Below are 21,473 nucleotides of genomic sequence, written 5' to 3'. Positions count from 1 at the left end.
CGCAAGGACCATCATGCAGAACCCATCGAAACCGCATCGCGCCGTTGCCGTCGCGGTTGCTCTCATCCTCAATGCCTCGGCCTCCCTGGCGCAGGCTCCGCAGCCTCCGCCGCCAGAGGCCACCGATCCCGTGAAGCTGGAACTCATGAAAGGATTCCCGCCGGCGCCCGACAAAACCGTCAGGCTGTCCACGGTCCTGAAATTCCCCAATGGCCGCTGGGCGTTCCACCACATGCGAGAACTCGGTCCGACGGTGCAGGTCTGGCGTGGCGACGAGAAGCCGTCCATCGTGCGCGAGGCCCAACAGGATATCGGCGCGCTGAAGTTCGAGGACGACAAGGGCGGCAAGACCACCCTGGCCGACTGGCAGCGCAGCACCTACACCGATGGCCTTCTCGTGCTGCACAAGGGCGCGATCGTCTACCAGAAGCACTACTCCGGCATGGCCGCCCACCAGCCGCATTCGCTCTGGTCCATGAGCAAGTCGTTTACCGGCTTGCTCTCAACGATGCTGATCAAGGAGGGGGTGATCGATCCCAACGCCCTGGTCACGAAGTACCTGCCCGAGCTGAAAGACAGCGCGTGGGCGGATGCCACCGTACAGCAGACGCTCGACATGACCACTGGCGTTGCGTACCAGGAAAACTTCCGCGACCCGAGCTCCGGCATCTTCCAGTACCTGCACGCCGCCGGGCTGTTGCCTGCGCCTCCCGCTTACAGCGGGCCCCGCGCCATCCCCGACCTGCTGGTGACCCTCAAGAAGGATGGCGAGCATGGCGCGGGATTCAAATACAAGACCGTCGACACCGAGGTCATGGGCTGGCTCCTGCAGCGCGTCACGGGCAAGAGCTATTCCGCGCTCCTGTCCGAGCGCCTCTGGTCGCGCATCGGCGCCCAGGATGACGCGTACGTCTGGGTCGACCCGATCGGCACGCAGATCACCAGCGTGGGCTTCAGCGCAACGCTGCGAGACCTTGGGCGGGTGGGCGAGACGCTGCGCACGGCGGGCCGTTCCAACGGGCAGCAGGTCATCGCGGAAAGCGTCATCGCGGAAATCCGCAAGGGCGCCGACATCGAGAAGTTCAAGGCCAGCGGCCAGGCGACGCGCTTCGGCTACTCGTATCACAACCAGTGGTGGATTCCCCACGACCGCGACGGCACCTTCGAGATGAAGGGATTGAACGGGCAGCACATGCACATCAACCCGGCGGCCGAGCTGGTCATCGTCAAGCTCTCTTCCCACCCCAATGGCGATACCGGCTTCACGCACAACCTCGACCGGCGGGCGTTCGCCGCCATCGCTGCCGCGCTGCGCGCGCATTGAGAGGAACGCCATGAGCATCCACCACACCTTCCAACCCGGCCTCCTGCGCAACAAGGCCGTGTTCATCACGGGCGGCGGCAGCGGCATCAACCGCCAGATCGCGATCACCTACGCGCTTGCCGGGGCGTCAGTGACGATCGTTGGCCGCAGCGAGGAAAAGGCGCGCGATGCCGCTGCCGAGATCGGGGCTGTCGGCGGGCATGCGATCGGGCTGTCCGCGGATGTGCGCAGCTATGAGGCGTTACGAAACGCCGTCGAGCAGGCGCACGCGGCGTTTGGCCCGATCGACATCGTGGTCGCCGGCGCCGCCGGAAATTTCGTCGCGCCGGCGACGGGGATGAGTTCCAACGGCTTTCGTGCCGTCATCGACACCGATCTGGTCGGGACTTTCAATGCGCTACGCGCCGCCTACGATTTCCTTCGCAAGCCATCCGCCCTGGTGCTGGCCATTTCCGCCGTCCAGTCCAGCATGCCCACCTACGCCCAGGCCCATGTGTGCGCCGCCAAGGCCGGCATCGACATGTTGATTCGCACACTGGCGGTGGAGTGGGCCGAGGATGGAATCCGATGCGTGGGCATAGCGCCGGGCCCGGTGGCCGATACCGAAGGCATGGTCCGGCTCGCGCCGCAGGGCCAGGAAAGCTGGGCCAGGCTGCTGCAGTCCATTCCGTCCGGACGTGGCGCATTCAAGCAGGAGATCGCCGACCTGGCGCTGTACCTGGCCAGCGAATCCGGGCGCTATATCAATGGCGTGGTGATTCCGATCGATGGCGGCTTCTCCGCCGTCGGCTCCCTGGAGTTCGGACGGATGCTGAAGGATTCTGTCGCGCAGGCCGCCAGCGCTGCCGCCTGAAATCTGCACAAGAAAGGAGACCAGCATGAACAGCACCCCCGGCGTCGCCTTGCCGACCATCGATACACCCGGCTCCGGAACGCGCTTCGAAGACTGGATTCAGGCTACGAACGCGTTCGATGCCATCGAGCGCACGCAAAGGCGCTGCTGCGTCGACAAGACAGCCATCACCTTCCTCGGCACGGAACCTGAAGCCCTGCCGCGAAAGGTCAGTTATACGGAACTGGTGGAGGGGATCGCGCGGACGGCGAATGCCTTCCGGTCTCTCGGCTTGCGGCGGGGCGACGTGGTGGCCTATATGCTGCCGTCGCTGGTCGAAACGCAGTTCGTGCTGTGGGGCGCGGCGACGGCTGCGTCGGCCTTGCCGCTCAACCCGCTGCTGAAGGCCGAGGAGATCGCCAGCCTTTGCCGGGCAGCCGGTGTCAAGGCGCTGGTGGCACTGGGACCTCTGCCGGGCACCGAGATCTGGGACAAGGCCGAGCGGGTAAGAGCGCTGGTGCCGGCGATCGGCGCCCTGATCCAGGTGGGAGGTGAGAAAGCCGCCAGCGGCGCCAAGGTTCATCTGCTGGCGGATCTGCTGCGGTCGAACTCGCGGCAACTGGCATTTTCTGACCTGCCCGAGCCAGACGATGTCGCCGCCTATTTCCACACGGGCGGAACGACCGGTGCGCCGAAGCTGGTCATTCATACCCATCGCAACCAGCTGGCCGCTGCCTACGGAGGCGCCTGGGCGGTAGGCGCTTGCACCGACGATGTGATCGTCAACGGTTTGCCGATGTTCCACGTGGCATCCGCAATCTTTTGCAGCCTGGCCATGTTCGTTGCCGGCGCGGAAGTGGTGATCCTCTCGCCAGCCGGATTTCGCAACCCCCAGATCGTCGCCAACTTCTGGCGCATCGTGGAGCGCACCGGAACGACCATCGTCGGCGGCGTACCCACGGCGCTCTCGGCCGTGGTGAAGGTCGATCCGAAAGGCGCGGACTTGAGCCGCGTGCGCATCAACATCTGCGGTGCCTCCTTGCTTCCTCGCAGTGTCGCCGAGCAGATGGAGCTGCTCACGGGCAAGCCCATGCGTGAGGTCTATGGCATGACCGAAGCCGGTGGCGTGATCTGCGTCGACCCGGTGTCCCGCGCGCGGGTCATGGGGTCCGCGGGGTGCCCCATACCGTTCTGCGAAGTCGAGGCGCGTGCGCTGGCCGGAACAAGCGCCTCGAGCCGCTCCTGCATGCCGGGTGAGGCGGGCATGCTCGTGGTTCGCGGGCCCAACGTGACGCCCGGCTACAAGGACGCCGGGCAATCCGCCAGCCTCTTTACCGAGGACGGCTGGCTCATCACCGGAGACGTGGGGTACGTCGACGCCACCGGTCGTGTGTTCATCACGGGTCGCGCCAAGGACCTGATCATCCGCGGCGGCCACAACATCGACCCGGCTGTCATCGAAGAGTGCCTGATGCGGCACCCGTCAGTGGCCGATGCGGGCGCGGTGGGCATGCTGGACGCCTACGCGGGCGAAGTGCCGGTGGCCTATGTCACGTTGCGGCAAGGCGCTAGCGTCACGGAGGACGAATTGCTGGCTTTCGCCAAGGTCACCATCAATGAACCGCCCGCGCTCCCGCGGCGGCTCTTCGTCCTGGAGCAACTGCCCATGACCGCCGTGGGAAAGATCTACAAGCCCGCACTGCGGCAGGACTGCACACGGCAGCACTTGCTGGAGGTGCTCCAGGATGAATCGATCGCAGCCCTGACGGTGCGCGAGGAACCCGGCCGCGGCTTGGTCGTGTGCATCGAGTTGGCAGCCGCCGAGGAGGACTCCTCCCACGAAACCCGTCAGCGCATCGCTGCCGACTTGAAGGGCTATCTGCTCACCCTCGAGTGGGCAAGCTCCCAGGCAAGCCCGTCCTGATCGCAACCAGGAGATCACCTTGAAAACCGTCAACAGGCGGACCGCCGCAGCGGCCGTCGCAGCTACGCTTTTGCCTTTCGGAAGCGTTCGGGCCCAGAGCCCGCCGTTTCCCTCGCGCACCATTTCCGTCGTGGTCGGCTTTCCCGCCGGCGGCGCGACGGACGTCACCGCCCGGGTCGCGATACCGCACCTTCAGAAGTCGTGGGGACAGACCGTCATCGTCGAGAACGTGCCAGGTGCCGGTGGTTCCATCGGCGTGCAGAAGATGCTGAATGCGGCGCCTGAAGGGCACGTCCTGTTTCTCGGTACCGCGAGCGACACGGTGCTGGCACCGCTTGCCATCCAGTCGGCGCGATACAAGCCTGAAGATCTGCGCCTGCTGGGCTACATGGGCCAAGCCGAATTCGTCATCGTGGGGCGCCCGGGGCCGGCCTTGAACAGCCTGGATGACCTCGTGGCGCACATGCGCGCCGCATCCAGCACGGAATTGAGCTACGCCTCCTTCGGGGACGGGTCGATCTACCACCTGATCGGAGAGGACCTGAAGAATCGCAGCGGCGGGAAACTGCTGCACGTCCCCTACCGGGGTATGGGACCCGTCGTCACCGATCTGATCGGCAATCAGGTCGACCTCGCCTTTTTGCCCGTGGCCGGACAGACTGTGGGCCTCATCAATTCAGGCCGGGTGAAGCCCATCGCGCTGACGGGCCCCAAGCGAAATCCCCAGCTCCCACAAGTCGCGTCGGTGGACGAGTCCCGGCAGATGAAGGGCTTGCACCACACCGTCTGGTTGGGCCTGTTCGGCCCTGCCACGTTGCCCGCCGAGGCGGCAAAGAAGGTGAACGCCGCCGTCAATGATGCGATTCGCACCCCGGAGTACCTCAAGTTCTCGGCTGAGAACGGCACCAGCGTTCCCGACCCCGGCCTGACGCTGCAGCAAGCAGCGAAGTTCTATGGCGACGGCACCGAGAAGCTCCGGCGGCTCGCCAGATCGATCAAGCTGGAAGCTAAATGACGGCGCAAACCGCAACGCCGATCCAGTTCTACTTCGACTTCATTTCCCCCTTCGGCTACTTCGCAAGCCTTCGAATCGACGAGCTGGCCCGACGTTATGGCCGCGAGGTGGAGTGGACATCGATGCTGGTGGGCGTCAGTGTGCTCAAGGTGATGGGTCTGCCGCCCATCGTCGAGCTTCCGCTGAAGGGTCCATATGTCATCAACGATGCCAAACGCTATGCCAGGCAGCATCAAGTTGCATTCGAACGCCCCAGCACGTCTCCAACGTCCCGCCCTGTGGAGGCTGGACGCGCCTTCGCCTGGGCAAAGGGGATCGATCCGGCAGCTGCCAAACGGCTCGCCGGATTCATCTTTACCAGCTACTTCGTGCGCTGTCTCGACATCTCGGAGGACAGCGTGCTGAGCGCGTGTGTAAGAAAGGCCGGGCTGTCGTGGCCCGCCTTCGAGGCGGCTCGCGCCGAGGGAACTCCGGCTGAGCTCCTTCGGCGCAATGTCGATGACTCGATCCAGCGCGGCGTGTTTGGTTCGCCCTACTTCATCGTGGATGGAGAGCCGTTCTTCGGTTTGGAGAAATTGCCGGTTGTCGAAGAGTGGCTCGCCGCTGGCGGATGGTGATCAAGCAGACTCACGGTCGCGGGACGGGCGGCGTTCGCAAACCTGACCCGCTGGCCTGTTGTCGACGAGCAGCGCAGAATCTAGCTCCTCTAGGAGGGCGCCATGGGCAATCAGCAAACCACCGAGTCTGTGAAGACCGAACTCGACCGTCTGACTTCCGAGTTCTTCGGCGCTGTGTCGTTTGAACCCGCCAGCAGCCCACCAGCCTATGAGCGCATCCGGTCGCTCTTCATCAAGTCCGGTTTGCTCATCAAGAACGTGGGAGCCACGCCTGCAATCTCTACTGTTCAGGAATTCATCGAGCCAAGGGAGACCATGGTCCGCAAGGGCGAACTGACGAGGTTCCTAGAAGAAGAGCTTTCCGAGGTAACGCAAATCTTCGGCAATATCGCGCACCGCTTCAGCGCGTACTCGAAGTCTGGAACCATGAATGGACGCTCTTTCACGGCGCGTGGGATGATTTCGACCCAGTTCATTCTGACGCCCACAGGGTGGAAGATGAGCGCAATGGCCTGGGACGATGAGAGGCCCGGCCTGTCATTGGCAATTACCTGAGTTTCTCTGTACGGGGTTGACCGGTAAGCTCACAGAACCTCTGTATCGCCTGCTCGGGATGCATCAACCGGGCTCGGTCGCTGGCCCGCGTGAGCCGACTTACCGACTCACCCGTTTGCGGTTTATGAATATATTCGTTAAACCCCCTACTTCGCCTACAGCCGAGTTCCCAGACCGAAAAGGAGCATCCGTGAAGAAAGATGTCGCATTTTCGCTTTTGGCCGCGGGCGCCGTGCTTGCAGGATGCGCCTTAAATCCACCGGGTTCCACATCTACGCGAACCGAAGTCTGCAAGGCAACCAGCGAGCGGGAAGTTGCCGCGCTGTTTGACCGCTGGAACCAGTCTTTGCAAACTGGCGACGCGCACAAGGTGGTTGCAAATTATGCGGAGAAATCGGTCCTGCTTCCCACCGTTTCCAACACACCGCGTCTCAATGCGGCGCAAAAGGAAGACTACTTTGAACACTTTCTTGAAAACAAGCCGTTCGGCCGCATTGACTTCAGAACAATAGAGATAGGTTGCACCACGGCAGTGGATGCTGGCCTATATACCTTCACGTTCGCCAAGACGGGAGCTGTCGTCAAGGCGCGGTACACGTACACCTACAAGTGGGACGGTAGTCAATGGCTAATCACCAGCCACCATTCTTCGGCCATGCCGGAGAAGTAAATTACCGGTGGGGTCTATCCATCGAGCGGACATGCCCTGGCCAAGCCGGCGTTGAATCGCGAAGCGATTGACCCCGGAAGGTCCTGCCTGTCCTCATCACCGGATTTGGTTCCAGCCACTTCGCTTTGGGCGCATGCCGTCATGGAGAGTAGTCCTCGCGTCTGACCGCTTAGGGCCCGCTGGCGACCGTCCGAATTTGGCACATTTCGTGTGACAACTCGGTTCCGCACCTGTTGACCGACGACGACCTGCTACTTGCGTTTCGGCAGTTCGTCGCGTGTTTGCGCCCTGGCGGCGGATGCATCATCAGTGTCAGGGACTATGACGAGGAAGCGCGCGGCACGAACCTAGTCAAGCACTACGGAGCGCGGGTCGAAGACGGCAAGCGCTACGTGCTGTTCCAAGTCTGGGATTTCGATGGCGACCACTACGACCTGTCCTTCTTCAGATGAATTGGCCACCGGCCAGGTGAAGACCCACGTGATGCGTTCAAGGTACTACGCAGTTTCGGTCGCACGGCTTTGCGAGTTGATGCGCAAGGCTGGCTTCGAGAGTAAGCGTGCGGCCGAGGCCCTCTTGAACGCGACGTACTGTATGAGCACGATCGAGTGATCGTGCTCGCCGAAGGATGGTGTGCACTTCACGCAACAGGTGCACACCATGTCTTCGCAAGACCCACACTCCAAGTCCACGCGTCGCAAGTACACGACCACCTTCAAGCGCGAACTCGTCGAGCGCTGCATGCGGCCTGGCGCTTCGGTATCGGGAATCGCGCTTGAGAACGGGATCAACACGCGGGACACCGCGCGCGACAGGGGTCATGACCTTTCGCAGGCCGTGCTGGTGCCGGTGAATGTGGCAGCTGAGGTGACGGCGGCCGTGCCGGAAGCGACGCCTTCAACCATGTCGAAGCCCGTGGGCATCATCGAGATTGACATCGGCGGCGCGCGCGTGCGCCTGCACGGCCAGGTTGACGAGTCCAACGTGCGCTGTGTGCTGCACACGCTGCGGGGGCTGTCATGATCGGGCAGCCGGCCAACACGCGCGTGTGGCTTGCGGGGGGCCATACCGACATGCGCCGCGGCTTCGATGGCCTGGCGGCGATGGTGCAGACAGCGCTGGCGGCCAACCCATTCTGCGGTCACGTGTTCGTCTTCCGTGGCCGCCGCGGCGACATCATCAAGTGCCTGTGGTTCGATGGCCAGGGCCTATGCCTGTTCACGAAGCGATTAGAGAGGGGCCGCTTCGTCTGGCCGCAGGCCGACAGCGGCGCGGTGTCGCTGACGCCTGCGCAGCTGTCGATGCTGCTGGAGGGCATTGATTGGCGTATGCCGCAACGCACCTGGCAGCCCGACGCGCTGCGCGTGGCGCAGATCGCCCTTTCAAGGTTTTCATGGCCGTTCTAGCCGGACTCGTCGCGTACGGGGCCGTTCGCTATTTCACAAAATAGTGCAGGCCGCTTGTCGTCGCAGTCGGAAGCTTCATCGGGTACATGTGGTTCGTGTCCGAGCCGACGGGCAGAATGCGGCCATCAGCGGTCGGTCACCACCGGCAACTACCTGGCCGGCTAACCATTCATGATCCCCACGGAATCACCGCCCGGGGCGGATCCTCACCCCGCTAACAGCCAGTCAAGACCACGCGACGCGCCAAACGGCGGAGCTTGGATTGCCAAGGCTGAGCTAGAGGTCGGCGCCAGTGGCGCACCGTGGACCCTGATCAGCTCGACGACGCAGCGGCGGAACTGTGGCTCGACGAGCGCTTGCGGGCGATGCCACCCGTGAAGGCGGTCTCTGAGTGGCTGAAGCCCTTGAGCAGTTTGAAGTCCCTGGCGGATATGCGAGTGGGGCCGCATCGCGCGCCGAGCGACGAACGTCCCTAGAGCGCGCACACTGGTCGCTCTCGGCCTTGCCGGGAATGGAACGTCGGATGACGGAACTGAACATGGCGCGGCGGCGCGGGATCGTGATGTGGGAGGCCGCTTGCGAGCGCCTTAAGAACGCACTGCACGCGGCCCCGCACATGCCGCCGGCGACGCCCGAACAGGTCGTGGAAGCGCTGCGCCTCGCCCGCAAGGCCCTCGACGAGCTTGAGCTGGCGTTTGCACCGGAAGACGCCGATTGATCACAGACACCGGCCCCGTCGGGGGATCTGGCTCAGGGACCAGCGAAGGCGCTCTCCGCTGAGGGCTTGGTCGCCGACTATCTAAGCGGACGTAGCGTGGTGGAGGTTGTTCACAAGGCCGCAGTGCAAGCGGCCCGAACGCGGCTACTCGATGGGCAGGTGCCCATCCTTGATGAGACGCTGTGCAGCGATATTGACAGCTGACAGCGAGGCGAGTGAACCGGTCCGCGATGAGCTACAAAGATCCGAGGGGCGTCTGAATAGCCCAAGGTCGCTCAATTCCCCCGTACCCCTTTGCGGCCGCCACAGGCGTAGGCTGGACCAGGTCAATCCGGACTGCGCACATGACCCTCAATCTCGTCACGGGCGTCCCCAAGCGTCTGGTAGGCGCGAATCAGCGCCACTCGAATGACGTCTTGGTGAGTGGGCGCATCAAAGCTCCGATCGCTGCTCAGCGAATTGGCGGACACGGCTGCGGCAACGAGCTGCACGGCTTGCGAAAAGCGTGCTTCGTCGATTGCGGATCTTTCGCTCATGGGCACACTCCGGTGAAAGCATTGGTGCATACCGCGATGGGCGGGGTAACGCCGCCATCAGTAGCCAAGACACGCACCGAATCGACATGCTTATACGCGACTGTACGCCTGCGCGACGCGCTTCCCTGCATCCGGCTGAGTTCGTTCATAGTTAGACCGAGATCCCATCAAGATTAAGGCTCAACTTTGACGGCGGCGCGCGCAAGTGGTTGATTCGATGAGAAAAACGGGCATCGTGATCGCGCCCTGTTGGGAGACCACCACCAAGGTTGGGCAGGGCGCGTCCCGCAATCGAAACGGACGATGGTCGCCAGGATCGGGCATCGGCACGCTATCCAACCGCTTGCCCTAGGCTGAGAGGCGGACGCGACACTCGACGTTGAGCGTTGTGCCTTCCTTCGACAAGTGATACGGTCGAAATGCGTCGTTCAACTCGACGACAACAACACCCAAAGGAGGTATTCCATGGGAGACCAGAGACGCCCGCTGCGACCGGGAGAACTTGCGCCGGCGTTCGCGCTTCCGGCGGCCAACCTCGAAGGAATGGTCTCCCTCGACAGCTTGCGTGGTCGCCCGTTCCTGATTGGCTTCTATCGCGGGCTGCATTGCCCGTTCTGCCGGCGCCAGGTGCTTCAGCTTGCAGGCGTACAGCCGGCCTTGCATGCGGCCGGCGTAGAGACCGTGGCAGTGATCAACACGCCCCTGGGCAACGCCCGCCTGTATTTCCGCCACCGGCCGACGCCGGTCACGCTTCTGTGCGACCCGGAATGCGTCACGCACCAGGCCTTCGGCGTGCCGCGTGGCGAGTTCCTGCCCGATGGCAGCCTTGAGCAGCCCGAATGGCCCTATCAGGCAAGCATGGCGGAATTCGTCGCGTCGCGCATCAACCCTACCGGTGAGCTGCCGGAACCGTTACAGCCGTTGGAAGCCCTCGCCGCACTCAACGCCAAGGACGGCTTCGAGCTTGAAGAAGCCGACAAGGCGATCGTCGCGAACCACGGCACTCAGCTCGTCGGACACTTCCTGGTCGATGCGGCCGGCATCGTCGGCTGGGTGCAGATCGAGGCGCCCGACGGGCCGAACAGCCTCTCCATCTTCCCGAATGCGGCGGAGATCATTGCCGCCGCTGGCAGCCTTGGACGTTGACCTACGGCGGATCACCCGCCACTGTTTTGCTGCCAGGAAGCAGCCTCTGGCCATATGCAGCAACCGTTGCTTGCTCCATATGCCGTTGAGCGATCGAGGGCGATGGACCGCAAGGGAGCCCGGTGCTGTACGTGACATGCGAGCGCCGAATACCGCTGTCGGCCACAACCGGCCCTTCGTTAGGCCAGTTGCGGCGCCAAGACATTCACGAGGTGCTGGAGGAAGTTCGCCTGAGGCTGGGTGGATTCGTTATCGCGGCTGAAGGCACCGACATCTACGCCAGCAAGGCGTGTATCCCCGCAAGCCCGAGGAGCATGGCCGTGCCAAGGAAGGCGAGCGCTGCCGGCGTTCGCGACGCGGGCTGTAAGGCCAGCGTTCCCAGGCAGCCCAGGAAGAGGAATGGCAGCGGGACAATGACTGGAAGTGAAAACACCAGGGCGTCCGCGAAGGAAGACCATGTCGCCATACCCTCCGGCGTGGTCCAGCGAGTGCCTATCAACGGCAGAGCGGTTACCGCCATGCACAGGAAGAAGCTCGGAAAGACCCAATCACCGGGCGTTTGCCGCTCGCTTTTGCTAGCCGACGCGCAGCCCCAGTCCACTTCATCGAACTCGTCCAGCGCCTCCACCCTGCTGGCAGCACCACGACGGCGGTAACTGCGACCGCGCAGAACAGGGGCTGCGAGCACGTGGAACCCGAGCACCAAGAGCTTGAACCAGGCAGGCGGTCGTCGCGAGCTGCGGTGATGACGGTCCTCGTCAATGCCGTCGGCGCGTTGGAAGGCCTTTTCCTCGGTAGCTCGTGGGGTATGCGATGTCATGCCGCGCAATGTACTGAGGGCGGGCTAGCCTGCCATCGTCCGAGTTGTGCAGTATCGGCTGGCGCTACTGGGCGTTGCAACGCATGGGTCCTCTCGGGAGGCCGCCTACTCCCCCTTGGGTTCAGCGGGAAGGGCAGAATGCAGCCAATACCGGCCCTTCGTCACGGTCCTCTGATTTAGCCACAAGGCGGCGCTCCAGCCGACGGCGCGGCGGCTAAAGTTGAGGCCTCCCTTCCAGCATTTCTGGCTGGTTCCCGCAAGCACGCCAAACCATCATGACGACGCATCGGAGGAGGCGCCGCCGAGGACCGTGCCGGCGATTACAACAACGCTTCGTACACAGCGAGGTCCTTGTCCGAGAAGCAGCAGAAAACTACTTCCTCGAGCTCACCGTTTTCTGAGACGTACGCCCGCACCTGGGCGACTGCAATGCGCGCCGCTTGGTTGACGGGATAGCCATAGACGCCAGTGCTGATGCACGGAAACGCCATGGTCTTGGCGTCGACCAGCGACGCAAGCTCGAGCGCACGGCGATAGCACGAGGCGAGCAGCTCGGGCTCATTCTGCTTGCCGCCTTGCCACACCGGTCCTACCGCGTGCACGACATGCTTCGCTGGCAGCAGAAACCCCTTCGTCAGCTTCGCGTTGCCGGCGGCGCAGCCCCCCAGTGCACGGCACGCCTCGAGTAGTTCGGGACCCGCAGCACTGTGAATGGCGCCGTCGACGCCGCCACCGCCGAGCAATTTCGAGTTCGCAGCGTTGACGATAACGTCAACCTGCAACTTCGTGATGTCCGCCTTGATTGCACGCAGCTTTGCTGCCATTGCACTGCTCCTCCAGTCCTTTTCCGTGGCGCGCTCTGTACGCCATTTGAGGACTATGATGGCCAAGCGCGTCCGCCGCAATCGGGCGTTTGCACCACCTGCGGGTGAGCCAACAATCAGGCGTGAGGCATGTACCGGCGTGCAGTCGTCTGTAGGCACTCAAACGGCGCTCATTGGCGCCGTTTGTTTTGCGGTGCAGTATTGAGCGGGCTTGCGCGCCCGTTGACTCGAGCAGCGGGTGCTGTGCACGAGAACTCGAGGGTGCGTCGCTGCACACTGCCGCACCGGGATACTTTGATACATGACACTGCGGCCCTCAGTTCTCGGGCGACGACATCGCCTCGAAGCCGGGCAGCGTCCGCAGCAGTGCGGTCATCGACTTGGCAGCAAAAGCCGGTACATCGGCGATGTCCACCCACTTGAACTGGTCGACTTCGGGGATCATCACACCTGAAGCGTGGTGATGGAAGAAGCTCGTGCACTTGCATGCCGCGATGTCGCAGTCACGCGTGTGCAGGACGGCACGGAACAGGTGCAGGTCCTTTCGGGAGAGGTACGGCATGCGCCCGAGCGCCAGCGGAATCGAACGGCAAAATCCGGCCAATATCAGACCTTCGAGACGTGCGCGCACCCCCTGACTAGATGCGGTCAAACCCATGCTCCTGCTACTCCTCATATGGTCGCCACTGTCAATAGCGCTACTGCATGGTTATGGGGTGTAGGTGTGTGTTGGGATCGATCGGGTGATGCGACACGAGAGTTGCAGCGACGATGAATCAGACTCATATCCGCGGATTGGTTACCAGCACTTCATCGATTCGTCGCGGGCCTGCCTCGCTCTAGCGTCGGGGATCTGCCTTGCGGTGCCCTTATAGGAGTGCCGAGGGTTGCCCTATCGTGGCTCGTATCGCATCGCCAGATCGATCCGGGTTTCTGCGTTTCTTCAGGTTGCCTCGACTTTCTCGCGCTGCGCCTGCATGCCGATGGCCCAGACGAAGCCGGCCAGCTCTCTGGCGACCGCGACGCAGGCCTTGTTGGCTTGCAAGCCACGCGCATTCAAAGCGGCAAACCGCTGGGTCAGCCGCAGCTGCGCCGTCCAGGCCATCCTTCGTATCGGTTCGGACAAATCTTGTTGTCGAATCTGCGCCTGTCTGCAGATGCGCGCCTTGAAGCGATAGTTCCAGGCGGCCTCGGTCAGTAGCCGGCGTGCATGCGCGTTACCCGTCTTGGTGATGCTGCCGCGGCTCGTGCGCTCGCCGCTGGAATGCTCAGATGGAACCAGCCCGAGATAGCCCATGAGCTTGCGCGGATGTGCAAAGCGCCCGAGGTCGCCGATCTCGGCCACCAGGCCAATCGCCGTGATCGCGGCGACACCCCGCAGTGCCTGCAGCGCACCGACCACCGGCTCGAAGCGCCAGCCAGCGATCGAGGCCTGCAGCGCCTTCGTCAGCCGATCGACGCGATCGTCTGCCGCCGTCACGGCTTGCCAGTATTCGGTGAACGCGGTCTGGGCGGCGCCGGCGCCGAAGTTCAGCGTCCCCAGCCAGCGGTAGTAGGCACCGCACCACGAGGTCTTGCCCTTGTAGCGCACGTCGTGGCGCAGCAAGAAGCCCTTGAGCTGATGGCGGGCCTGGACGCGACTGTGGACCGCGTCTTCGCGCGCCCGCGACAGGTCACGGATCGCTTCATCGTCTGGATCGGGGATCCACACGGCGCTCAACTGGCCGGCGCGCGAGCACTCGGCCAGTTGAACGCTGTCGCGTGTGTCGGTCTTGACTCGGTCGCCTGGACGCCGCGGAATCTGCGATGGGGCAATGATCTCGCAGACGTAGCCCTTGGCCTTTAGCGCTCGCTGCAAACCGAAGCCCGTCGGGCCGGCCTCGTACACGATGTGCAGTTGCTCGGCGGTGCCGACCTTGGCCAGCACCTTCAGCAGCTTGTTCACGTCGTGCGGGACCTTGCCGATCAAGCGCCCGGGCGCTCGATCTGGCTCGGCCGCCGCCACGCTGATGCTGTCCTTGTGGACATCCAAACCCACGTGAATCTTGCTACGCTCTTCCATGGTCGGTCTCCTTTGTTGCTGACGACGCAAGTCACAGCATGTAGCTCTACGTCTTTGGACGCAATCTACGATGTTGGAGACCGGCCGCCTGCTATGGGACGGCGACCATGATGTCTAGATTTGCTGCCGTTCTTTGCCCCCTTCCTGGCGCTCCTTGCTTTCATGGTTTGGGACAGGAAGCGAATGGGGAGGCCGAAGGAGGGCTCACCTTCGACGCTCCAAGCCAGAGGTGGATGGGAAGGCCGCCAGAAGTGGCAGCTCTGGGCTGGTATGGGGTGCGTTGCTGCGGCGATGGGAGCGGTCGAATGGATGAATCCAAAGCGCCCTCCCTTTTCCGGACGTTGGGGATGGCTGGAGACGCTGGCGCACTCTCAGTTTGGCCAAGGCGGCATCGCGTGGATTTGGTTCGCGGCAGGTGCGATGCTTTTTGCCGCAGCATTCATCAGTCGCGACTGAGGACTGCTGAGCCGGGCGCGTCGCTGCCTCGGCGGCCTAGGTCAGAATGCGGCCATCAACAGCATTCAACGTGGATGCCAGAAAGCAGCCGCTCGACGCCGCTTTCGAACCATTGCAGCCCGTGGCGGTCTCCGAGCGACCGGTCGGTCCACCCTGGGCCTGGGCGTCCGCGGAACTTGCGGGGCGACTCAGAGCCCACCGGAAGCGGTCATTGGTAGGGGTCAATCGACGACTGGGAAAACACGGCAACCGAACGGCCACACTCGAAAGTTGCGAACTCGCACTCTCGACCCCAGAGCCGAAACACGGCGCTTCCGAAACAGAACATTCGCGACTTCGTCGAGCGCGGTTTCCGCTTCGAGGATGCGCGCTCGACGCTTGGTGTTCCCCTGATTCGGACGTCGAATCGCTCGCAACGGCCATGCGCCGCTGACCTGGCAGGCTCCTGTGCGAAGATGTGCCCTGACGCGGCTACCGCGCGGTGGTCTCGATCGAGGGACCCCTGCATGCCCACTCCCGCACCCGGCCCATCCTCCCCCGCGATCCGCGCGCTGCTGTTGTGCGACCTGGTCGCCAGCACCCACCTCGTCGAGCGCCTGGGCGACGCCGCTGCGGCCGAGTTGATGGCACGCCACGACCGCATCGCGCGTGACCTGCTTGCTGCCCACGGCGGCCGCGAGATCGACAAGAGCGACGGGTTCCTGCTGCTGTTCGAGCGGCCGGTCGAGGCGGTGCGCTTCGCGCTTGCCTACCAGGCGCAGCTGCTCGAACTCGGCGCCCAGTCGAGGACTTCCCTCGCCTCGCGCGTGGGCATTCATCTCGGCGAGGTGGTGCTGCGCGAGAACGCGGCCGCCGACGTCGCGCGAGGCGCCAAGCCGTTGGAGGTCGAGGGCCTGGCCAAGGCCATCGCCGCGCGCGTCATGTCGCTCGCCGGCCAGGGGCGCATTCTGATGACACGCACGGCCTACGACTTCGCGCGCCGGGGTGCGGTGGGCCATGCCGACGAGGCCGCGCTGCGCTGGGCCGTGCACGGGCCGTACCGGATGGCCGGCGTTGACGATCCGGTGGAGGTCTGCGAAGTGGCCACCGCCGGCGCTGACGCGCTGACGCCGCCTCCAAGCGCGGAAAAGGCGCAGCGCGTGGCCCAGGCCGCCACATCGTTGACGTCCGCCGCGCCGGCCGCCGGACCGCTGCTCGCCGTGCTGGCATTCGACAACCTGTCCAACGACCCCGAGATGCAGTTCTTCTCCGACGGCGTCAGCGAGGAAATCATTCAGCGCGTATCGCGTGGCAGCCAGCTCAAGGTGATCGGACGCACGTCGAGCTTCCAGTTCCGCGGCGATCGCAAGGCCGAGGCGGCGAACGCCTTGCATTGCACCCACGTGCTCGACGGCTCGATCCGCCGCGCAGCGGCCCGGTTGCGGGTCAGCGCGCATCTGATGGAGGCCGCCTCGCAGACCACGCTGTGGTCGGAACGCTTCGAGCGCGGGGTGGAAGACATCTTCGCCGTGCAGGACGAGATCTCCGAGAACATCGCCCGCGCGCTCGATCAGGCCTTCGCCAGCGCGCCGGCCCCGACGGTGGAGCCGGCGGTGTACGACCTCTACCTCCGATCGAGGCCCAAGGGCTACGCGCCCGACGAACTGCGCACCCACGTCGGCGTGCTGGAGCTGGTGACCACGCGCGCACCGCAGTTCGCCGCGGCATGGGGGCGGCTGGCCTATCTGCGTGCCTTCTTGCGCTTCTACCAGCCGTTCGCCGAGCGCGCGGCCAGCGCCGCGCAGGTGAACCGCGAAGCCGAGCGCGCGCTGTCGCTCGATGCACAGAACCTCGACGCGATGGCAGGGCAGTACTTCGTGATCGCGCCGTTCGGGCGTTTCGTCGAGGCCGATGCCGCGCTCGTTCGTCTGCGCCGCGCACCCGGCACGGGCGACGGGCAGCGCTACATCGGCTGGGGCCTGCGCCACTTCGGCTGGATGCGCGAGGCGCTGACGGCCACCGAGCAGGCCTTTCAGCTCGATGTGCTGGATCCGATGTCGGCCAACCTCCTCGCCCTCGCACGCATGGCGGCAGGCCATATCGCCGACGCCATTCCCGTGTTCGAGGAACTGGTGGAGCGCATGCCCACGATGAGCTTTCCGGTGTCCAGCCTGCTGCGTGCCCACGCATTCCAGCAGGACTGGGCCGCGGTGGACCGGCTGCTCGCGCTGGCCGAGCAACGCCAGCTGCGCGAGTTCCAGGACGGGCTGCCCTTCATCCGCGCCAAGCGCGACCCCTCGCCCGAGCACATCGGTGCGTGGCGCGAGGAGCTCGCGGCGCATGTTCGCAAGACGGGCCGGGTCGACGTGTCACGCCTCGTGTACGCGGCCCACCTGGGCCTGGTGGACGAGGCTTACGTCGCCGCCGACGCCGCACGCCTGGGGCCGGCCGGCCATGCCGACGACATCATGGGGCCCGACGGCTGCCGCACCGCGCTGCTGTTCCAGGCCAGCATGCCCGAGCTGCGCAACGATCGGCGTTTCGCGCCTTTGTGCGCCCGGCTCGGACTCGTCGAGTTCTGGCTGGCCAGCGGCAAGTGGCCCGACTGCGCGAGCGAAGTGCCCTACGACTTCCAGCGCACATGCGAGCAGGCACGGGCCGTGCCGAAAGAAGACTTCGGCTTCTGAGCGCCCGCGCCCCGGCGCTTCACACGGTCACGAACGACTCGCCCTTGTGCGCGGCGGTGACCCCGTCGAGCGTGGCGTTCACCGACTTCCAGCTCTTCAGCGCCTTGATGCGCGCCAGCCAGCCCTGCACGTACGGATAGGCCGTGAAATCGCAACCGATCACCTCGCCCAAGGTGAGCAGTCCGGCGCCGAAATGGTCCGCGATGCTGATCGCATCGCCGCACACGTAGTTGTGCCCGGGGCCGAGGATGTGGTCGTTGAGGACTTGCAGCCACACCTTCGAGCGCTCCTGGCCCCACTGCACCGTGCCGGCCTGCGCCTCGTCGCTGCGCCGCTTGTGGTGCGGCAGCAGCTGGGCGAACACCAGGCCGAAGCAGTAGTCGCGGCTCAGTTGGGTGTTGAACCAGTCCATGCGCTCGTTGACGCGGGCCCGCTGCTGCAGGCCCTTGGGGTACAGCGGCGAGTCGATCTTGTCGGCCAGGTATTTCAGGATCGCCGAGCTCTCGGTGAGGCGGAAATCACCGTCCTCCAGCATCGGCACCAGCGCATTCGGGTTGAGCGCACGATAGGCCGGCTGCAGGTGCTCGCCCTTGAAGATGTCGACCACATTCAGGTCGAGATCGATACCGCTCTCCGCAGCGAAGAGCAGTACGGGCCTGCTCGCGGTGGAAGCGGGGTGGTAGTAGAGCTTCATCTCAGGTCTCCTAGCTCATTGCGCGCTCTGCACGCGCTCGTTGGGATCGATCACGCCGAGGTTCTCGATGACCTTCATCCGCCCGGCCTGCACCTGGCCGACGTACATGGTAAGCCGCAGGTGATGCTGGCCGGGCACCATTTCGGCGGCCCCGCCCGGTCCTTCGGCGATGCGCGCGTGGTCGAGTGCGCGGATCACCGCCGCCTGATCAAGCGTGCCGGCCTCCCGCACGGCCGCCTCCCAGAGCTTCAGCCCGCGATACAGCCCCGTGCTGGCGCTGCCGGCGGTGAACTTGGCGCTGCCCGGAAATCGCTCGTCGTAGCGGCGCAGCAGCGCCGTGCTGAATGGGTCGCTGACGGCCTGGTAGTAGTCGAGGCAGCTGTAGAGCCCCTCGACATGCTCGGCCGGCAGCAGGCTTGCAAGATTCTCCTCGAAGTAGGGGCAGACGATCCGGCCGCCGCGCTTCGTAAAGCCGGCCTCGTACAGCTGCTGCAGGAACGGCGCCACGCCGGGCGGCACCGTGGTGTTGAAGACCACCTGCGCGTCGCTGGACATGATCTTGTCGACCGTGCTGCGGTAGTCCGCGTGATCGACGGGGAAATACTCCTCGCCGACGATCGAGCCGCCGTGCGCGGTGACCGCGGCACGCACCCGCTTGTTGATCACGTGCGGCCAGATGTAGTCAGCCGACGGGAGGTAGAACCGGCGAGCATCGGTGTGCTTCATCAACCAGGGGATCAGCGAATCGACCTGTTGTGCCGGCACGGGGCCGGTGCAGAAGATGAGCGGGTCGCTCTCCTCGCCTTCGTACTGCTCCGGGTAGATGTAGAGCTTCTTGCCCTGCACGACGGCCGGGCCCTTGATCGCCTGCCGGGTGGAGCTGTAGATGCCGCCGAAGATCACGTCCACGCGATCGCCCTGAACCAGCTTGGCGGCCTTGGCGGCGGCCACCTTGTCGTCGGTGGCGCTGTCTTCGATGATCAGCTCGATGCGCCGCCCGAGCAGACCGCCGCCGGCGTTGATCTCGTCGACCACCAGGCGGGCGAGGTTGGCGTTGGCAATGCCGAGGAAGGACAGTGGGCCGGTCTGGTCGGTGACGAGGCCGATCTTGATGGATGCTTGGCTCACGATGGGATCTCCTTGCGGATGGTGGATGGGTACGGCCCTGTCGCGGGGTGTAGGCACTGTGCGCGCCGGGGGGCGGCCGCGTCTTTAAGCGATGTGAAACGTTGCTAAAGCCCGCCGCGTGGCCCGACAATCGGGGCCGACAAGCAAGAGAGGCGCTCAGGTCTTGGTCTTCAAGGCGAAGGAGTTCGAAGTGCGGCCGGCCGAGCGCCGCCTGCTGGCCCATGGCCAGCCGGTCTCGCTCGGTGGACGCGCGTTCGACTTGCTGCTGGCGCTGATCGAGCTGCGCGACCGCGTGGTCGCCAAGGACGAGCTGCTTTCGCGGGTCTGGCCTGGCACGGTGGTCGAGGAGAACAACCTCACCGTGCAGATCTCGTCGCTGCGCAAGGTTCTCGGGCCGGACGCCATCGCCACCGTGGCGGGGCGCGGCTACCGGTTCACGCTGCCCTTGCTGGACGACGACGCTCCCGCCTCACCGGCCGAGCCGTCATCCCCGCGCGAGCGCCCCGTGATCGCCGTGCTCGCCTTCGACAACCTGTCGAACGAGCCCGAGATGCAGTTCTTCTCCGACGGCGTCAGCGAGGAGATCATCCAGCGCCTCGCGCGTGGCACCCAGCTGCGGGTGATCAGCCGCACCACGAGCTTCCAGTTCCGTGGCGAACGAAAGGCCGAGGCGGCGCAACGCCTGAACTGCGCCTACGTGCTCGACGGCTCGATCCGCCGCGCGGCCGGCCAGGTACGCATCAGCGCCCACCTGATAGAGGCCGCGTCCGGCACGACGCTGTGGTCCGACCACTATGACCGTGCGCTGGAAGGCATCTTCGAGGTCCAGGACGACATCGCCGAAAGCATCGCGCGCGCGCTCGACCACGGTTTCTTCGGTGTTGCGACGCGCGCAGTCGATCCTGCGGTCTATGACCTCTACTTGCGATCCAGCCCCAAGTCCTATGCCCCGGACGAGCTGCGCACCAGCGTCGGCGTGCTCGAGGTGGTGACGCAGCGCGCACCGCATTTCGCCGAGGCCTGGGGGAGGCTCGCCTACGTGCGCAGCTTCCTGCACATGTACCTGCCATTTGCCGAGCGTGCAGCCAGCGCCGGGCACGTGGTTCGCGAGGCCTCGCACGCGCTGGCGCTCGACGCGCAGAACAACGACGCCCTCGTCGCGCGATGCTTCGTGATGCCGCCCTTCGGCCGGTTCGTCGAAGCCGAGGAGTTCCTCGAGCGTCTGCGCCAGGCGCCCGGCTCGGGCGCCGGCCGGCGCTACATCAGCTGGCTGCTGCGCCTGACCGGCCGCCTGCGTGCGAGCCTCGACGAGGCCGAACGCATCTACCGCCTGGACATGCTCGATCCGATGTCGGCCAACCTGGTGGCGCTGGCCCGCATGGCCACGGGGCAGGTCGCCGAGGCGGTGCCCGTGTACGAAGACCTCGTGGCGCGCATCCCCGACATGAGCTTTCCGATCTCGAGCTTGCTGCGGGCCCATGCCTTCCTGCAGGATTGGGCGGCGGTCGATCGCCTGCTCGCGCTCGCGGCCACGCGCCCGCTGCGCGAATTCCAGGACACCATCCCTTTCGTCCGCGCCAAGCGCGACCCGACGCCTGAGCACATCGGCGCCTGGCGCAGCGAGTTCGAGGCGCACGTGATGATCACCGGCGGTGTGGACGTGGCCCGCCTGGTCTATGCCGCGCACCTGGGCCTGGTCGACGAGGCCTTCCGTGCTGCCGAGGGCGCCCGCCTGGGCCCTGTAGGGGCCAGCACCGACATCATGGGCCCCGACGGCTACCGCACCGCGCTGCTGTTCCAGGCCAGCATGCCCGAGCTGCGCAACGACCCACGCTTCCCGCGGCTGTGCGCGCGACTGGGACTGGTGGAGTTTTGGCTCGCCAGCGGTCAGTGGCCCGATTGCGCGGACGAGGTGCCCTACGATTTTCGGCAAGAGTGTGAATGGGCGAAGGGTGTGCCTAGGGAGATCTTCGGGTTTTGACGGCGCAACGACGTGGTTCCGGCGCGCTCTTCTGCTCATTCGCACTGCACTTGTCATGCCGGGCTGAGCATCCCATCCACTTGCAGCGTGTTCAGATTT

21 protein-coding genes are annotated in these 21,473 nt (G+C 64.8%); 14 read left to right on the top strand and 7 right to left on the bottom strand.

Going from position 1 to position 21,473, the window contains the following annotated elements; translation table 11 throughout:
* Positions 1-13 precede the first annotated feature (13 nt).
* From ACSQ89_RS31615 to ACSQ89_RS31565, 11 genes are all read left to right on the top strand, one after another.
* A complete protein-coding gene (locus ACSQ89_RS31615; RefSeq protein WP_436294327.1) occupies positions 14-1,324 on the top strand; it encodes a serine hydrolase domain-containing protein in 1,311 nt (436 codons plus the stop codon).
* A 10-nt stretch (positions 1,325-1,334) separates the two neighbouring features.
* Positions 1,335-2,177, top strand: coding sequence for an SDR family oxidoreductase (locus ACSQ89_RS31610; protein ID WP_436294326.1), 843 nt, complete (start codon positions 1,335-1,337; stop codon positions 2,175-2,177).
* Between the two features lie 25 nt (positions 2,178-2,202).
* Positions 2,203-4,080: an AMP-binding protein gene (locus ACSQ89_RS31605; RefSeq protein ID WP_436294325.1), complete on the top strand. Its 1,878-nt coding sequence runs from the start codon at positions 2,203-2,205 to the stop codon at positions 4,078-4,080.
* 19 nt (positions 4,081-4,099) lie between these two features.
* Positions 4,100-5,095 (top strand): Bug family tripartite tricarboxylate transporter substrate binding protein, encoded by a 996-nt coding sequence (locus ACSQ89_RS31600; RefSeq protein WP_436294324.1) that lies wholly within the window; start codon positions 4,100-4,102, stop codon positions 5,093-5,095.
* On the top strand, positions 5,092-5,712 hold the full coding sequence (locus ACSQ89_RS31595) for a 2-hydroxychromene-2-carboxylate isomerase (protein WP_436294323.1): 621 nt from the start codon (positions 5,092-5,094) through the stop codon (positions 5,710-5,712). The genes ACSQ89_RS31600 and ACSQ89_RS31595 overlap by 4 nt, the downstream gene beginning before the upstream one ends.
* A 102-nt stretch (positions 5,713-5,814) precedes the next feature.
* Positions 5,815-6,267, top strand: coding sequence for a hypothetical protein (locus ACSQ89_RS31590; protein ID WP_436294322.1), 453 nt, complete (start codon positions 5,815-5,817; stop codon positions 6,265-6,267).
* 232 nt (positions 6,268-6,499) lie between these two features.
* Positions 6,500-6,937, top strand: coding sequence for an SgcJ/EcaC family oxidoreductase (locus ACSQ89_RS31585; protein ID WP_244504023.1), 438 nt, complete (start codon positions 6,500-6,502; stop codon positions 6,935-6,937).
* Positions 6,938-7,170: 233 nt separating this feature from the next.
* Positions 7,171-7,389, top strand: a complete 219-nt coding sequence (locus ACSQ89_RS31580) for a hypothetical protein (RefSeq protein ID WP_436294321.1) — start codon at positions 7,171-7,173, stop codon at positions 7,387-7,389.
* A gap of 208 nt (positions 7,390-7,597) precedes the next feature.
* Positions 7,598-7,960: a transposase gene (locus tag ACSQ89_RS31575; protein ID WP_436296810.1), complete on the top strand. Its 363-nt coding sequence runs from the start codon at positions 7,598-7,600 to the stop codon at positions 7,958-7,960.
* The gene (tnpB, locus tag ACSQ89_RS31570) at positions 7,957-8,343 is read left to right on the top strand and encodes an IS66 family insertion sequence element accessory protein TnpB (protein ID WP_436294319.1); all 387 of its coding nucleotides are present in this window, start codon (positions 7,957-7,959) and stop codon (positions 8,341-8,343) included. Before ACSQ89_RS31575 ends, tnpB begins: the two co-directional genes overlap by 4 nt.
* 523 nt (positions 8,344-8,866) lie before the next feature.
* Positions 8,867-9,061 (top strand): hypothetical protein, encoded by a 195-nt coding sequence (locus ACSQ89_RS31565; protein ID WP_436294318.1) that lies wholly within the window; start codon positions 8,867-8,869, stop codon positions 9,059-9,061.
* Positions 9,062-9,387: 326 nt separating this feature from the next.
* Here the strand turns inward: ACSQ89_RS31565 and ACSQ89_RS31560 are convergent, their stop codons facing one another.
* On the bottom strand, positions 9,388-9,597 hold the full coding sequence (locus tag ACSQ89_RS31560; protein ID WP_436294317.1) for a hypothetical protein: 210 nt from the start codon (positions 9,595-9,597) through the stop codon (positions 9,388-9,390).
* Positions 9,598-10,062: 465 nt separating this feature from the next.
* Between ACSQ89_RS31560 and ACSQ89_RS31555 the strand changes: the two genes are divergently transcribed.
* Positions 10,063-10,743: a redoxin domain-containing protein gene (locus ACSQ89_RS31555; protein WP_436294316.1), complete on the top strand. Its 681-nt coding sequence runs from the start codon at positions 10,063-10,065 to the stop codon at positions 10,741-10,743.
* A gap of 274 nt (positions 10,744-11,017) precedes the next feature.
* Here the strand turns inward: ACSQ89_RS31555 and ACSQ89_RS31550 are convergent, their stop codons facing one another.
* The 4 genes from ACSQ89_RS31550 to ACSQ89_RS31535 form a co-directional block, all read right to left on the bottom strand.
* Positions 11,018-11,563: a hypothetical protein gene (locus tag ACSQ89_RS31550; protein ID WP_436294315.1), complete on the bottom strand. Its 546-nt coding sequence runs from the start codon at positions 11,561-11,563 to the stop codon at positions 11,018-11,020.
* A 320-nt stretch (positions 11,564-11,883) separates the two neighbouring features.
* On the bottom strand, positions 11,884-12,387 hold the full coding sequence (locus tag ACSQ89_RS31545) for an O-acetyl-ADP-ribose deacetylase (RefSeq protein ID WP_436294314.1): 504 nt from the start codon (positions 12,385-12,387) through the stop codon (positions 11,884-11,886).
* A gap of 316 nt (positions 12,388-12,703) precedes the next feature.
* Positions 12,704-13,045, bottom strand: a complete 342-nt coding sequence (locus ACSQ89_RS31540) for a hypothetical protein (protein ID WP_436294313.1) — start codon at positions 13,043-13,045, stop codon at positions 12,704-12,706.
* Between the two features lie 285 nt (positions 13,046-13,330).
* Positions 13,331-14,449, bottom strand: coding sequence for an IS110 family transposase (locus ACSQ89_RS31535; protein ID WP_436296809.1), 1,119 nt, complete (start codon positions 14,447-14,449; stop codon positions 13,331-13,333).
* A gap of 962 nt (positions 14,450-15,411) precedes the next feature.
* On the opposite strand from ACSQ89_RS31535, the gene ACSQ89_RS31530 reads away from it, so the two are divergent.
* Positions 15,412-17,571: a hypothetical protein gene (locus ACSQ89_RS31530; RefSeq protein WP_436296808.1), complete on the top strand. Its 2,160-nt coding sequence runs from the start codon at positions 15,412-15,414 to the stop codon at positions 17,569-17,571.
* 19 nt (positions 17,572-17,590) lie between these two features.
* Here the strand turns inward: ACSQ89_RS31530 and ACSQ89_RS31525 are convergent, their stop codons facing one another.
* Both ACSQ89_RS31525 and ACSQ89_RS31520 read right to left on the bottom strand, forming a co-directional pair.
* Positions 17,591-18,265: a glutathione S-transferase family protein gene (locus ACSQ89_RS31525; protein ID WP_436294310.1), complete on the bottom strand. Its 675-nt coding sequence runs from the start codon at positions 18,263-18,265 to the stop codon at positions 17,591-17,593.
* A 15-nt stretch (positions 18,266-18,280) separates the two neighbouring features.
* Positions 18,281-19,393: a substrate-binding protein gene (locus ACSQ89_RS31520; RefSeq protein ID WP_436294309.1), complete on the bottom strand. Its 1,113-nt coding sequence runs from the start codon at positions 19,391-19,393 to the stop codon at positions 18,281-18,283.
* Between the two features lie 163 nt (positions 19,394-19,556).
* Here ACSQ89_RS31520 and ACSQ89_RS31515 point away from each other — a divergent pair, with 163 nt between their 5' ends.
* Positions 19,557-21,374, top strand: coding sequence for a winged helix-turn-helix domain-containing tetratricopeptide repeat protein (locus tag ACSQ89_RS31515; protein WP_170855727.1), 1,818 nt, complete (start codon positions 19,557-19,559; stop codon positions 21,372-21,374).
* The last annotated feature ends 99 nt before the right edge of the window (positions 21,375-21,473 follow it).

The sequence above is a fragment of the Variovorax sp. LjRoot175 genome (genome assembly GCF_964253805.1).
Taxonomy (GTDB): domain Bacteria; phylum Pseudomonadota; class Gammaproteobacteria; order Burkholderiales; family Burkholderiaceae_C; genus Variovorax.
This window is presented reverse-complemented; position numbering and strand designations above follow the sequence as displayed.

Bases quoted from the DNA above. Each gene is read 5' to 3' on its own strand.
- ACSQ89_RS31615 (WP_436294327.1), top strand. From the start codon at position 14: ATGCAGAACCCATCGAAACCGCATCGCGCCGTTGCCGTCGCGGTTGCT.
- ACSQ89_RS31610 (WP_436294326.1), top strand. From the start codon at position 1,335: ATGAGCATCCACCACACCTTCCAACCCGGCCTCCTGCGCAACAAGGCC.
- ACSQ89_RS31605 (WP_436294325.1), top strand. From the start codon at position 2,203: ATGAACAGCACCCCCGGCGTCGCCTTGCCGACCATCGATACACCCGGC.
- ACSQ89_RS31595 (WP_436294323.1), top strand. From the start codon at position 5,092: ATGACGGCGCAAACCGCAACGCCGATCCAGTTCTACTTCGACTTCATT.
- ACSQ89_RS31590 (WP_436294322.1), top strand. From the start codon at position 5,815: ATGGGCAATCAGCAAACCACCGAGTCTGTGAAGACCGAACTCGACCGT.
- ACSQ89_RS31575 (WP_436296810.1), top strand. From the start codon at position 7,598: ATGTCTTCGCAAGACCCACACTCCAAGTCCACGCGTCGCAAGTACACG.
- tnpB (WP_436294319.1), top strand. From the start codon at position 7,957: ATGATCGGGCAGCCGGCCAACACGCGCGTGTGGCTTGCGGGGGGCCAT.
- ACSQ89_RS31565 (WP_436294318.1), top strand. From the start codon at position 8,867: ATGACGGAACTGAACATGGCGCGGCGGCGCGGGATCGTGATGTGGGAG.
- ACSQ89_RS31560 (WP_436294317.1), bottom strand. From the start codon at position 9,597: ATGAGCGAAAGATCCGCAATCGACGAAGCACGCTTTTCGCAAGCCGTG.
- ACSQ89_RS31555 (WP_436294316.1), top strand. From the start codon at position 10,063: ATGGGAGACCAGAGACGCCCGCTGCGACCGGGAGAACTTGCGCCGGCG.
- ACSQ89_RS31550 (WP_436294315.1), bottom strand. From the start codon at position 11,563: ATGACATCGCATACCCCACGAGCTACCGAGGAAAAGGCCTTCCAACGC.
- ACSQ89_RS31545 (WP_436294314.1), bottom strand. From the start codon at position 12,387: ATGGCAGCAAAGCTGCGTGCAATCAAGGCGGACATCACGAAGTTGCAG.
- ACSQ89_RS31540 (WP_436294313.1), bottom strand. From the start codon at position 13,045: ATGGGTTTGACCGCATCTAGTCAGGGGGTGCGCGCACGTCTCGAAGGT.
- ACSQ89_RS31535 (WP_436296809.1), bottom strand. From the start codon at position 14,449: ATGGAAGAGCGTAGCAAGATTCACGTGGGTTTGGATGTCCACAAGGAC.
- ACSQ89_RS31530 (WP_436296808.1), top strand. From the start codon at position 15,412: ATGCCCACTCCCGCACCCGGCCCATCCTCCCCCGCGATCCGCGCGCTG.
- ACSQ89_RS31525 (WP_436294310.1), bottom strand. From the start codon at position 18,265: ATGAAGCTCTACTACCACCCCGCTTCCACCGCGAGCAGGCCCGTACTG.